This window comes from Clostridium sp., from assembly GCF_036569345.1.
Taxonomy (GTDB): Bacteria; Bacillota; Clostridia; order Clostridiales; family Clostridiaceae; genus Clostridium_AD.
On record NZ_DATCQT010000185.1, the window covers coordinates 14,357 to 27,729 of the forward strand.

Below are 13,373 nucleotides of genomic sequence, written 5' to 3' on the forward strand. Positions count from 1 at the left end.
GAATATCAGCAAAAGATACTACTTTTTCATCCTTTATATCAAATCATAATTATAGTTTATCATTTATTTAGAGTGTACGGGTAATATTTTATGTAAATATACTTATTATTTTCAAAATTACCACTTAAATGTTTAATCATATAAAATTAAATGAATATCAATAAATACATAGATAATAGCATTATATATTCCTTATGTCCTCTTTAAGCCTTGTTTGCTTAACAATTTAGCATTTACACCTTAATGGGACATAATAGCTTATATTGTAATATAAGCTATTATGTCCCATCTTAACTTCCATTTAAATTTATATTAATTTTTCCTTAAATATATCAGTTAAATTTAATTTCTCTACTTTCCTCTTAATTTCGTCTATATTCATTGTATAAAGTCCAAGTTCCTGCATTCTTTTAAAATACTCTGCTCCCGCAAAAGTATATCTATTTCTTCTGCCTTCTTTAGATTTCATTTTTTCATTTGCATAGGCTATTATATCTCCAACAGCTAGGGATCTTGGTAATATTAATAGAGGCATTCCTAAGCAATTTCTTATTGCATTATGACCTGCTAGTGCACCCGTTATCATAGCCTCTGTGTGACCTACAAATAATCCAGACTTTTCTCCTGCGCAAAACATATTATCTAGTCCTACAACCTTCATACTGTCCGTTCTCGGAGCTACCGATAGGTATCTTATGGAGTTCCCCTTTCCTCCTGCAATTGGATCAATATATTTAGCGTTTTCAAGCCCTTGAATTTTTCTTAATTTATCCAATGGATAATATGAAGTCATAAGTTTTGCATCTCCTGTATCTAATAAAATCATATTTTCTGCAAACTCTTTGATGGCATATTGTTGACACACCTTCACTTTAAGTTTATCTAAATTTACATCCTCTTCTGGAACTTTTAAAACAACCACTCCTGTCTCATTTAGCTTTTTCATAACATCATCACTTAAAGAAGACTTAGCCAGTTTACACGAACCGCTAAAAGCTCCATATACATCTTCTTCTCTTTCACCTTTTAAATCTTCAATACCCGCTCTGTAACTTATGCTTACTCTCGGACCAAAAGCTGGACATCTTAAAACACACATTGAACAGCCATTCCCGTATTTTAAGCAGTTTCCCATTGGACCTGTTGAACCTGTGGTTTCTATAAATACATCAGCTTCTACATATTTCCCATCTGATAGATAAATTCCTTTTATTTTATTTCCTTCTTTTTCAACATCTACCACTCTTGTTATCATATTTAATTCTATATCCATAGCTTTTAAACATTTTACCACCGCTGGTTCAATCATATTTACATCATAGAGCCAGGCATTTTTATGCGCAGGAAAATCAACATTCTTATGTCTACTATTCCCATCAGTAACATGTATTAAATCACCTGCCCCAAGTGCTATCAGTTCTTCAGCAGCAGTATATCTACCATTATTTCTCATTATACCACCTGCATTACCAAGCCCTAAAAGCATATCTGTTTTTTCATATATTACAACCTCAGCTCCTGCTTTTTTTGCTGTGATTGCCGCGCTGCAGCCAGACCATCCACCACCAATTATGATTACTTTCAAAATATTCTCCTCCCTTCCAATACATATTTAGGTTCCGTCTGCATTTTGCAGAGCCTTCTTAATTTAAGATCGTTATTTATTCTTGTACAACAACCACATATTCCTTCTCCACAGCACATCTTAGCATTATTACAACAAGAATATTTGATATTTTCGTCAATATCTTCTACTACCTTCATAAGTCCATAATTTAATACATCTGCAGCATCACAGTGAACTAAACTAATATCATTATTACTAATTAAATTATTTAATATATTATTAAACTCTTCTGTTATCTTGCCATTTACTATAGTATTGCAGTTTATAATTTTTGAAGCATATTTTTGTATATATTCAAAAACAAAACTATTTTTATATGGTGAATTATCAAGAATAACAATAATTTCATTATTATTTGCGTGCAAATATTTAAGCACTGGTATCATAGGTGCCTGACCTATCCCTCGTGCTACAATTAAGCACTTACTATTCTTAATTTTATATATGTTTTTTAGTCCTAAAGTACCATTCCAAAATGGCCCTTTTATTAGTAGTTCTTCCCCTACATTTAACACATTTAATGCTTTGGTTTTAGGCCCTTTAACTTCTATTGCAATAGTTATAGTATTATTTCTCGTATCAGTATCCACTATTGATATAGGCATATCAAACTTGGTTTCAGTATCTGGTCTACGTGCAAAAACATAACTTCCAACGTGAACCAATTCACTTACCAATTTATCACTTGCACACGCTTTAAATGTAACAATATTATCTTCAAATTTATTTTTCTCTAATATTTTACAATTGTAATATTTTCTACTTTCTTTAGCTTTATAGTTGTTTGAAGCATATTCTTGATAAATACATACTCCATTAAAATTGCAGCAGTCACAGAAATCTTTACCTGCTAGCTGTGAACATAATATACAATCTCCTGTTTCTGCCAGATGGCAAGGACATGGTTGAGACGCCAAACAACGATAATCACTAATAAATTCAATAATATATAGAGTTATAATTCACTAAATTTTATATTAATGACATAATATTCATAAAAACCTTTTAAAAAATCATTGAAATTTTTCTTATTTTCAGTTAAACTAATCTTTGAAGAAAGGACTGATTATGTGAAAAAACTTATTAAAAATCTACTGCCACTATTACTTATTGGTTCTATTCCTTTATCTAATTTATTTTATTGGACATTAAATAACACTCAAAGAGGCGTTTATGATTTATCTACTGATTTAGATAGATCTTTACCACTTATAAAAATATTCATAATTCCTTATATGTCTTTATGGTTTTTCTTAGCCATTTGTTTTACTTATTTGTGCTTTAAAAACAGAAAAGTTTATTATAAGATTATGGTTACTTTAGTACTATGTTATGTTGCTGCATTTATTACTTTTTACTTTTTTCAAACCACTACTCCAAGGCCCCTAGTTACAGGACATGATATATTCTCTAAATTAGTTTTATTTACCTATAATTCTGATAAACCATTTAATTGTTTTCCAAGTATACATGTAATTACTGCATACTTAGCTATGAAAGGAATTAATGCTACCAATGCTAGAAAATCAATAAAAATTCCAGTAAATATTATGGGATTTCTTATTATTATATCTACTCAACTTGTTAAACAACACGTAATAATGGATATTTTTTTCGCATTATTTTTATGCGATGTAATTTACAATTCTATTGTGTATGTTGAACGCCAATACAATCTTTATAATTCCAAAAAGACTTATGAAAAAAGTTATGAAGAAGATTTTGAAAAAAAATATACTATGGGCAAACAAAATATTAATCAATAATTAAAATAAAGCATAAAAGCTGCTAAGTATTTTTTAGCAGCTTTTATGCTTTATTTTATAACAATTTTATTGTCTTTTAATCTTATGGATATATTTGACCCTTCACTAAATTTATTTTCAAGATAATGCTCTGCAATTTCATCTTCAATGTATTTTTGAATAGTACGCCTAAGTGGCCTTGCCCCATATTTTTCATCATAACCTTTTTCTAGTATAAAGTCCTTAACATCTTCTGAAACCTCTAATATAATCTTTTTTTCTCTTACCTCTTCCATTACTTCCATAATCATTAAATCTACTATTTTGCGAAGCTCATCCTTTTTAAGAGGGGTAAATACAATAATCTCATCTACTCTATTCAAAAATTCTGGTTTAAAAGATTCTTTTAAAGCATCCTTCACACGAGCTTCTAAGATATCGTAATTATCCTGAACAAAACCAATGTTACTTGTTTTAAACTTAGTACCTGCATTGGATGTCATTATAATTACAGTATTTTCAAAGAAGACAGTTCTACCTTGACTATCTGTTAGTATTCCATCTTCTAGAATTTGCAGTAGCATGTTAAATACATCCGGATGAGCCTTCTCTATTTCATCTAAAAGTATTACTGAATATGGCTTTCTTTTAACTTTTTCAGTCAATTGCCCACCCTGATCATAACCTATATAACCTGGTGGTGCTCCTATAAGCTTTGAAACTGTATGTTTTTCCATATATTCAGACATATCAATACGTATCAGTGCTTCCTCGCTCCCAAAAAGCTCACAGGATAGTGCTTTAACTAGCTCTGTTTTCCCTACCCCCGTTGGTCCTACAAAAATAAAAGAAGATGGTTTTTTCTTTTTTCTAAATCCTGAACGATTCCGCCTAATTGCTCTAGATAAACTTATTATAGCCTCATTTTGGCCTATAACCCGTTTATGTAATCTTCCTTCCAAGTTTAACAACCTTTTTGCTTCTTTTTCTGTAATCTTTTGAATCGGAATTTTAGTCCATGACTCAATTACAAAAGCAATATCTTCTATAGTAATTTGAACTTCACTGCATTTTTTTTGGGTCTCATTAATATCTTCTTTTATTTTGCATAACTTCATCCTATATTCTGCAGCTTTTTCAAAATTTCCATTTACCTCTGCTTCCTTCTTATTCTTTTTAATTTTTTCTGATTCCTCTTTTAATCCTGCCAGTTCCACAAGGCCTTTATTTTTTAAATTGGCTCGAGAGCCTGCTTCATCAATAACATCTATAGCTTTATCTGGCAAGAATCTATCTGTTATATATCTTTCAGATAAATTTACAACTTCCTCAATTACTTCATCTGATATTTTAACTTTATGATATTCTTCATAGTAACCTCGTATTCCTTTTAAAATTTCAATTGTCTCCTCTATACTAGGTTCCTCAACTAAGACTGGTTGAAATCTTCTCTCAAGTGCTGCGTCTTTTTCTATATATTTTCTATATTCCTCAAGGGTAGTCACTCCAATGACTTGTATATCTCCCTTAGCTAAAGCAGGTTTTAAGATATTGGCTGCATTCATCGCTCCGCCTTGGACTTCACCAGCACCCATAATATTGTGTACCTCGTCAATAACCAATATTATATTTCCATTTTCCTTAGCTTCTTCAATAATTGACTTCATACGGCTTTCAAATTGTCCTCTAAATTGTGTACCTGCAACTACCGCAGTGAGATCAAGTAAATAAACTTCCGCATTAAATAATTTTTCTGGAACCTGTTTTTCTACAATTCTGCAAGCAAGGCCCTCTGCAATAGCTGTTTTACCGACACCCGCTTCACCAATTAATATAGGGTTATTTTTAGTTCTTCTGTTTAAAATCTGTACTACGCGATCTATTTCCTTATTCCTCCCAACAACCTTATCTACAGCATTTTGCTTTGCTTTGTTTGTTAGGTTTATTCCATATGTATCTAAATGTTTTCGTTTCTTTTTAAACAAGTTCTTTTTTAATTTGTCTTCAGATATTTCTTTAATCTTTGGGGAAGTTTCAGCCTCATCCTCTATAAAATTGTCACTTTTATCAGCTGGAGTAAATAATCCATTTAAAATATTTCCAATAATGTTTTTTTTATCATCACTTTCAATATTCATATCTGTTTCATCTAAATCCTGAAGATTCATATCTTCCAAATTCATATCTTTAAACATATTACCCATTTGCTCATTTAAGCTTTCAATATCCTCGGAAGATAACCCCGCTTGTTGCATCAATTGATCCATAACTGGAATACCCTTTTTTTTAGCACATTCTATACATAATCCTATAGTTTCAGTTTTTCCATTTTCAATTTTTGATGTTAATATCATTGCTATATTTTTTTTGCATATTTCACATAACTTCATATAACTCATCTCCATATTTTATGATGTATTGAATATTATTATAGTATATCATTTTTTAATAAGATTTGTTCCAAAAAATCGGATTGTTTAGTTAAATTAGCCTAAGTAATCATAATTTTTTCTATTAATTGGGTTATTTCTTCTAATGAAAGCTGCGACGTTATTAGCTTTGCAAAGGTCCGTGTATACCGTTCATTCAAAAGTTCTACTTCTCTCTCATTTAATTCTAAAAGAATTGTGGAATTAACCTTCATGATAATCCTCCAAATAAGCTATTATATTATAGTATGTATCTTTAAACTTAATGTTACAAAAATGTATATAACTAAATAAATTTAGTTATATACATTTTTACGTAATATTATTTTTTAAAAGACATATCTTTATTTTGTAAAGATATTATTGTTTATAAGATAAATAGTTTTATCTTTTATGGCTTTAGAAAAAAAATATTATTTTAAATCAATTATTGAGGAGTAAATAAATTGAAAATCGCTGCTATATACTCCAGAAAATCAAAAATTACGGGAACAGGAGAATCAATTATTAATCAAATTGAAATATGTAAACGTGAAGGTAATCATTTGGGTTTTGAAAAATTTATAATATACGAAGATGAAGGTTTTTCAGGTAAAAATATTAAAAGACCCCAGTTTCAAAAAATGCTCTCTGATTCAAAAGAAAAAAAATTTAATGTACTGATATGTTATAGGTTAGATAGAATAAGTAGAAATATCTCTGATTTTACTCTCCTTATAAATGAATTAGACAATTTACACATAAGCTTTATAAGTGTAAATGAACGTTTTGATACTTCAACACCTATGGGGCGCGCCATGATGTACATTGCCTCCGTTTTTGCGCAACTTGAACGAGAAACTATAGGAGAGCGGGTTCGTGACAATATGTTAGAACTTGCTAAAACTGGAAGATGGTTAGGCGGTCAAACGCCTTTAGGCTATGAAAGTAAAAAACTATTCTATTTAGATTCTCAGTTCAAACAAAAGACAATGTATACATTAGCACCTATAAAAAAAGAATTAGATGTCGTTAGAATAATTTACAACAGATATTTACAGTACAAATCAATTAATCAAGTTTTTATTTACATTTTTAAAAAGAATATCAAAACAAAAAACGGAGTCGATTTTAATAAGAAAAGAATTCAACTTATATTAAGGAATCCATTATATGTTAGAGCAAACGACACTGTTATAGAACATCTTCAAATTATTGGCATGAATGTAATGGGAAAAGCTGATAATAAGCATGGTATTTTAACCTATAATAAAAGTAAAGGTTCAAAAATTAAACGAGACATAACTGAGTGGATAGCTGCGATATCAACTCATGATGGTATTATTAGTGCTCCCCTTTGGATTAAAGTTCAACAAATATTAGATGAGAATAAAAACAAAGCTCCAAGGCTCGGAACTTCTGCTGCGGCACTGCTCACAGGGTTTTTAAAATGTTCCAAATGTGGTAAAAGCATTATTGTAAAACATGGTCATATAAGTGCGATAACTAATAAGAAAATTCAATACTATGTCTGCAGTACTAAAGATTATTCAAGAGGGGAAAGATGTAATAATCCTAATATCCGAGTAGATGAGCTTGAAAAAATAGTTGTTGATAATTTAAAAAATATCACTATACAAAAAAGCATTTTATTAGATGAGTTAAATAAAATCAAAAGTGAACAATCTAAAAATAGTTTCATGTTATCTGAAATAGATGGTTTACCTAAATTAATAAATATAAAACAAAGTCAAATAGATATTCTTGTAAATCAATTATCTTTAAGCAACGAAATGTCCCAATATATAACACCTCAAATTTCTAAATTAGGAATTGAATTAGAGAAATTAACTATTAAATATGAAAATTTAAAAGATATTTCTTATCAATACAAAGATGATAATTCGAATGTAAATAATTTTTTATATTCTTTAGATAACTTTTCATCAATAATAGATACCTTAAATTTTAATAACAAACGTTTATTACTTAATACTGTTGTTAAGTCAATATATTGGGATGGTTATAAAGGTATTGTAAAAATTGATTTAGTGCGTTTAAAGTAAACACTAAACTGCTTATCGCAGTTTAGTGTTTCTAGAACAAAATTCACTTCCGACATCAATACAGTCGTATGGTTCATAACTCATCAATATAACCTCCTAAAGTACTCTACTATTAAAATATTTAAAAAGGTTAAAATTGTTACAACTTAAATTGAGATAAATAGTAGAGGCTTTGCTGTTTTTTTATTTATTGAGAATTATTAAGTTCTTTATCTTATCCAAATTTTGTTTAAAATTGCTTTTCTTTTTCACTTCATTTTTGCTTACTAGAGCTTGTGTATAAAGGAGTTTATTATTTGCATAGATTTCTATCCTACCAACATTTTGTCCTGCTTGTATCGGTGTATATACTTTATATAGGGGCTTTTTAATTTTAAATTCAATTTTCTCATCTTCTTTTACCGGAATTATAATATCTTTATTACTTACTAATTGTAAATCATCAATTCCATTTTCTACACTAAGGCGCGCTAAAACATTATCTTTATTGATTATCTTTTTATATTGATAATTTTTTTCTATATAATTATTTATTTTTTCAGTTTCTTTCCACCTAGGTGTACAATTTAGTGTAACTATTATGATATCTCTATTTTGAATTTTAACAGAAGTTACTAAACATTTACCTGCTTTTCCAGTAAATCCAGTTTTTACTCCAGTAGCATTTGGTAAAAGATATAGAATCTTATTTATATTGTGATAACTTCTAGTAAAGTTATACTCTTTAGCATCAATATCTTTAGAACTTACTATATCATTAAAAAATTTAATTTCTTTTGCTTTTGAAGTAATTAAAGCTAAATCATATGCTGTAGAATAATGATTGCTACTATCTAGTCCATGAGGTGATTCAAAATTGCTATTTAATAAGCCAATTTCTAATGCATATTCATTCATAAGCTTTAAAAACTCATCAACACTTCCACTTATTCCTTCTGCAATTGCAATTGAAGCATCATTTCCTGACCTTAACAATAGTCCATATAATAACTCTTTTAAAGTTATTTCTTCCCCTTCCTTTAACCCAATTTCAGAACCGCGTATAGAAGCAGCCTTTTTTGATATAATTATTTTCTTGTTTAAATCTCCACATTTAATTGCTACTAAGGCAGTTATTATTTTTGTAGTACTTGCAATTTCAATTGGAGTGTATGCATTTTTTTCATATAAAACACGTTTTGAATCACAATCTAATGCTATAGCACTAATAGCATTAACATTTATATCTGTAGCATAGACATTTTGAATTAAAGTTGTAGATAAAAGAAACAATCCCAAAAACAATGATAAATATACTTTAAATTTCCTTTTCATAATTTCACCTCTTTTAGATTTTAATATATTTTAAAAATTTAAATACTTATAGATAATGTAAATTACAATACCTTATTGATATTTTTATATGATTTTGGGTATAATACCAGTTATTGAATAAAATCGGAGGTTACGATGCTTAAATATACAATAGTATTCATTTTAGTGATAACAGTTATATTATTTCCAATCCCTTTAAAAATAACTCTTAAATATATAAACAAAGTTTTGGAAATTTACATATATAATAAAGGATTTATGGTAAAAAGCCCTTTGAAAAAAACTATAAAAAACACTACAAAAGGTGTTTCAATAGATCCTTCAAAAGGAAACAAAATAGAAACTTTCTTGAGATCTTTAAATCTAAGTGATATAAAATTGATTATTCATCAAACTAAAAGCTTAAAGTTTAAGTCTACTTTCTCTTTAAATACTAAAATAGAATATGGATTAGATGATGCTGCTATGGTAGCTATCTTATATGGTTTAATTCATTCCACTTATAGTCTTTTGTATTTGATGTTAAAGAGTTTTGTAAAAGTTAAAGAGATAGATTTTAAAGTTATTCCTCATTTTGAAGAAAATGATTTATATATGGAAATTTCAAGTATAATTTATATCAATTTAGCAAAAGTTATTTATATGGCATTTAAGATGTTACCTTGCCTTGTAAAAATAAAACACAACAAATTTAATATTAAAAATTATAAAGGAGGAGATATACATGGATAATCATCCAATTGAAAACTTAATGAGGAGTACCATGGAAAATATAAAAGATATGATAGACGTAAACACCATTGTAGGGGATCCTATAAAATCACAAGATGGTACTACAATTATTCCTATTTCAAAAGTATGTTTTGGTTTTGCATCAGGAGGAAGCGAATTCAATAACATTAAAGATTCAGATTTAACTACTAAATATCCTTTTGGTGGTGGTTCTGGTGCTGGAGTCACTGTTAAACCTGTTGCATTTTTAGTTGTTAAAAATGATTCTATAAGACTACTATCTGTAGATCAACAAAATACATATGATAAAATCGTTGATGCTGTACCACAGGTAATAGATATTATTAAGGGTATGTTTAAAGATAAAACTGACAAAGATACAGAGCCTAGTGATAAAGAAAATTCAGATAAATAATTGCTTTTAATTATTAAATATAAAACTTTTGATATTTAAAATAATAACTCCACTATAATAAATTTTAAGTAAAAAATTTATTATAGTGGAGTTATTAACTATATACAAATCATCTTCCAAAAGTCTATTCAAAATGATCTAGATCAGTATTCGGCCTCAGATTGTCTTTATTAACATCTTCTAAATGCGGCATTTCATCTAGACTATGAAAATCGAAATGTTTAAGAAATTCATCCGTAGTTACATAAATAATTGGTCTCCCAGGAACATTTTTTCTTCCACTTTCCTTGATTAATTTTTTTTCTGATAAGGTATAAACAGCTCTATCACTCTTGACCCCTCTTATCATCTCAATTTCCACTCTCGTGATTGGTTGTTTATATGCAATTATTGCTAAAGTTTCAAGTGAAGCTTGGGATAAAGATTGCCTAATATTTGTCTTTAATAGTTTTTGAACATACTCACTATTACAGGATTTTGTAACAAATTGATATTCATTATTAGTGACTAAAATCCTAATACCTCTGCTTTCTTCTTCATATTTCAATCTTAATTCATTTAATAGCTCTCTTGTAAAATTAGTGCTGCATTCTAATATACTTGCCATTTCATTTAGCTTTAATGATTCTCCCGCAACAAACAACAATGATTCAATAATAGAGAAATATATGGATTTAGTAGAATTCTTTTCACTCTCTAATCTTTTAACATTAAATTCATTCATATTAAATTACCCTTTCTAAATATATATCTTTAAAATTACTTTCTTGAATTACCCTAACACTTTTAATTTTAATTAGCTCTAGTAATGCTAAAAAAGTAACGATAATTTCCAATTTTGATGAATAACCATAAATAAATTTGGTAAAATGAATTTTCCCAAAATAATCAAGTTTTTCTTTCAATTCTTCCATTTTATCTTCTATTTTATATTCATCTATTAGTATTTTTTTAGTGATAACATTATCCGTATCCATTTTATTTATATATTCTAACATTAAATCATTGTAATAATTATATAAATCCAAAATCGTAACATTCCTTAGGAAATCTATTTCTTTATTAGTTTCATTGTTTTCTTCGATTATTTCGGGCTTTTTACTAATCATTATACCAGTGTCCTGTTCCATAATTTTTAGGCTTTCTGCAATAACTTTGTATTTTCTATACTCTATTAATTTATTTAGTAATTCCTTTTCAACATCATTTTCTTCATCCTCGCTAAGTTCTTCTTTATTTTTAGGCAATAAGTATTTGGATTTTATCTCAATTAATGTTGCAGCAATAACAATAAATTCTGATGTCACCTCTAAATCCATTTCCTTCATGCTTTTGAGATACTGCATATACTGATTTGTTATTTCAACAATGTTTATATCATAGATATTCATTTCATTTTTCTTAATAAGATGTAATAACAAGTCAAATGGGCCTTCAAAATTAGTTACTTTTATACTTAATGGCATGTACACTCTCTCCTAAATAAATAATTAATTATAAAGAAATATTTAATTTACTTTTATTTCTCTATATCAAGTTTATTTTAATTATAATGCATCTTGGAAAGAATAACTAGTATCTTGTTATAATCTAAATTTCAATATTAATATAAAAACAATTTATCTTTATTAAAGGATAATAAATTATAAAAATTTAGCTTCTAAGCAAGTTTTTTGCCCAGAAGCTATAATTTTATTAAATTGATTTATCAAATAAGTCTAAAAAATTACTTTTAATATTATCCCATAATCTAGATTTTTTAATATCTCTATCGCTATAGATATTAATTTTACCGCTTAAATTATTGTCAATATATATTTCACAAATTCCAATTACTGCATCCTTTTTATATTCTTTAAGCCCTTCATTTATAACAAACTTCTTAGTAATTATATTTTTCTTACCTCTCTCAAGTGTTATGAGAAAATCCTTTTGTGCTTTGGCCATTAGGAACTTATCACCTTTTTTATTTAAAGTTACTTTTTCTAAGTCTTGATCTTTTGTTATAACTTTTTTAGTTTCAAATTTAGAAAATCCATAATTCATTAACATACTTGCATCACTATTTCTTATTTTATAAGTAGGGGCACCCATAATTATTGCAAGCATTCTTACATTGCTTCTGATTGCAGTAGCTGATATACAATATTTAGCCTCGTCTGTAAATCCAGTTTTAAGCCCATCACACCCATTAAAAAACCTAACAAGCTTATTATGATTTACAAGACCAATTGGTGACTTTCTACCTTCAGAGATAGTTTCCATATAGGTTCCAGAATATTTTAATATTTTAGAATGTTTTAATAACTCTCTAGACATAATTGAAATATCATATGCAGTTGTAAAATGTCCATCTGCAGGTAACCCAGTACAATTTTTAAAACTAGTATCTTTCATATTAAGACTTTTTGCCTTTTCATTCATCATATTTACAAAAGCACTTTCGCTACCTCCTAAATACTCTGCCATTGCCACTGCTGCATCATTTCCTGATGCGATGGCAATACCTTTTAAAATTTCTTCCACCGTTCTTATTTCGCCAGTATCAAGTATCATACTGCTTCCACCCATCTTTTTAGAGTTTTCACTTATAGTCATTTTGTCTTGTAATTTAATCTTACCTGAATCTATTGCCTCCATAGCCAGTAACATAGTCATTATTTTAGTTACTGATGCAGGTGCGAATTTTTCATGAGAATTTTTCTCATATATTATTTTTCCACTAGATGGTTCCATTAATAGTGCTGAACTTGCTTGCACTACAATTCCCTTAGTATCCTTATTTTCTCCTACTGCCATAGCTGATATACCAAAAAGCTGTGTTGTAAAAATTAATGATAAAATTAAACATAATACATTTTTAAAGCTCGTTCTCATATGCATCCTCCTCGAATTCCTTTCCGCTAGATAACAATTTTAAAATGCCATCTGCTCTATTCAAAATTTATAACATTATTTTTACCAATTTACATTGATATTATCACTATTTATTTGTAATAAATTAAAAATATTATTTTAACTGTAAAACAAAAAAAATCCACCTTCATAATAAATGAAAGCGAATTC

At 28.2% G+C, this 13,373-nt stretch carries 12 protein-coding genes; 4 read left to right on the forward strand and 8 right to left on the reverse strand.

All coding sequences use genetic code 11. The features are described from left to right. Positions 1 to 307 precede the first annotated feature (307 nt). Positions 308 to 1,585: an FAD-dependent oxidoreductase gene (locus VIM70_RS19635; RefSeq protein ID WP_331947475.1), complete on the reverse strand. Its 1,278-nt coding sequence runs from the start codon at positions 1,583 to 1,585 to the stop codon at positions 308 to 310. After that, positions 1,582 to 2,544: a sulfide/dihydroorotate dehydrogenase-like FAD/NAD-binding protein gene (locus VIM70_RS19640; protein ID WP_331947476.1), complete on the reverse strand. Its 963-nt coding sequence runs from the start codon at positions 2,542 to 2,544 to the stop codon at positions 1,582 to 1,584. The genes VIM70_RS19635 and VIM70_RS19640 overlap by 4 nt, the downstream gene beginning before the upstream one ends. A 153-nt stretch (positions 2,545 to 2,697) precedes the next feature. Between VIM70_RS19640 and VIM70_RS19645 the strand changes: the two genes are divergently transcribed. Beyond that, entirely contained in the window at positions 2,698 to 3,393 is a 696-nt protein-coding gene (locus tag VIM70_RS19645) for a phosphatase PAP2 family protein (RefSeq protein WP_331947477.1), read from the forward strand. Between the two features lie 50 nt (positions 3,394 to 3,443). Here the strand turns inward: VIM70_RS19645 and VIM70_RS19650 are convergent, their stop codons facing one another. Together VIM70_RS19650 and VIM70_RS19655 are read right to left on the reverse strand one after the other, a co-directional pair. Beyond that, complete coding sequence (locus VIM70_RS19650) at positions 3,444 to 5,762, reverse strand: ATP-dependent Clp protease ATP-binding subunit (RefSeq protein WP_331947478.1); 2,319 nt, start codon at positions 5,760 to 5,762, stop codon at positions 3,444 to 3,446. 101 nt (positions 5,763 to 5,863) lie between these two features. Further along, the gene (locus VIM70_RS19655; protein WP_331947479.1) at positions 5,864 to 6,016 is read right to left on the reverse strand and encodes a hypothetical protein; all 153 of its coding nucleotides are present in this window, start codon (positions 6,014 to 6,016) and stop codon (positions 5,864 to 5,866) included. A 231-nt stretch (positions 6,017 to 6,247) separates the two neighbouring features. On the opposite strand from VIM70_RS19655, the gene VIM70_RS19660 reads away from it, so the two are divergent. Further along, a complete protein-coding gene (locus VIM70_RS19660) occupies positions 6,248 to 7,846 on the forward strand; it encodes a recombinase family protein (protein ID WP_331947480.1) in 1,599 nt (532 codons plus the stop codon). 183 nt (positions 7,847 to 8,029) lie between these two features. Here VIM70_RS19660 and VIM70_RS19665 read toward each other — a convergent pair whose 3' ends face one another. Next, complete coding sequence (locus VIM70_RS19665) at positions 8,030 to 9,160, reverse strand: D-alanyl-D-alanine carboxypeptidase family protein (protein ID WP_331947481.1); 1,131 nt, start codon at positions 9,158 to 9,160, stop codon at positions 8,030 to 8,032. A 135-nt stretch (positions 9,161 to 9,295) separates the two neighbouring features. Between VIM70_RS19665 and VIM70_RS19670 the strand changes: the two genes are divergently transcribed. Together VIM70_RS19670 and ytfJ are read left to right on the forward strand one after the other, a co-directional pair. Beyond that, positions 9,296 to 9,892 carry a DUF2953 domain-containing protein gene (locus VIM70_RS19670; protein WP_331947482.1) on the forward strand — a complete coding sequence of 199 codons (597 nt, stop codon included), beginning with the start codon at positions 9,296 to 9,298 and terminating at the stop codon, positions 9,890 to 9,892. After that, positions 9,885 to 10,307 carry a GerW family sporulation protein gene (gene ytfJ / locus VIM70_RS19675; protein ID WP_331947483.1) on the forward strand — a complete coding sequence of 141 codons (423 nt, stop codon included), beginning with the start codon at positions 9,885 to 9,887 and terminating at the stop codon, positions 10,305 to 10,307. The genes VIM70_RS19670 and ytfJ overlap by 8 nt, the downstream gene beginning before the upstream one ends. Positions 10,308 to 10,431: 124 nt before the next feature. Here ytfJ and scpB read toward each other — a convergent pair whose 3' ends face one another. From scpB to VIM70_RS19690, 3 genes are all read right to left on the reverse strand, one after another. Further along, positions 10,432 to 11,031: an SMC-Scp complex subunit ScpB gene (gene scpB, locus VIM70_RS19680; RefSeq protein WP_331947484.1), complete on the reverse strand. Its 600-nt coding sequence runs from the start codon at positions 11,029 to 11,031 to the stop codon at positions 10,432 to 10,434. 1 nt (position 11,032) lies between these two features. Continuing rightward, positions 11,033 to 11,773 (reverse strand): segregation/condensation protein A, encoded by a 741-nt coding sequence (locus tag VIM70_RS19685; protein WP_331947485.1) that lies wholly within the window; start codon positions 11,771 to 11,773, stop codon positions 11,033 to 11,035. Between the two features lie 229 nt (positions 11,774 to 12,002). After that, entirely contained in the window at positions 12,003 to 13,106 is a 1,104-nt protein-coding gene (locus VIM70_RS19690) for a D-alanyl-D-alanine carboxypeptidase family protein (protein WP_331947549.1), read from the reverse strand. Positions 13,107 to 13,373 lie beyond the last annotated feature (267 nt).

Excerpts from the sequence above, each read along its gene's own strand:
- VIM70_RS19655 (WP_331947479.1), bottom strand. The coding sequence starts at position 6,016 with ATGAAGGTTAATTCCACAATTCTTTTAGAATTAAATGAGAGAGAAGTA.
- VIM70_RS19665 (WP_331947481.1), bottom strand. The coding sequence starts at position 9,160 with ATGAAAAGGAAATTTAAAGTATATTTATCATTGTTTTTGGGATTGTTT.
- VIM70_RS19690 (WP_331947549.1), bottom strand. The coding sequence starts at position 13,106 with ATGGCAGTAGGAGAAAATAAGGATACTAAGGGAATTGTAGTGCAAGCA.
- VIM70_RS19670 (WP_331947482.1), top strand. The coding sequence starts at position 9,296 with ATGCTTAAATATACAATAGTATTCATTTTAGTGATAACAGTTATATTA.
- VIM70_RS19685 (WP_331947485.1), bottom strand. The coding sequence starts at position 11,773 with ATGCCATTAAGTATAAAAGTAACTAATTTTGAAGGCCCATTTGACTTG.
- ytfJ (WP_331947483.1), top strand. The coding sequence starts at position 9,885 with ATGGATAATCATCCAATTGAAAACTTAATGAGGAGTACCATGGAAAAT.
- scpB (WP_331947484.1), bottom strand. The coding sequence starts at position 11,031 with ATGAATGAATTTAATGTTAAAAGATTAGAGAGTGAAAAGAATTCTACT.
- VIM70_RS19650 (WP_331947478.1), bottom strand. The coding sequence starts at position 5,762 with ATGAAGTTATGTGAAATATGCAAAAAAAATATAGCAATGATATTAACA.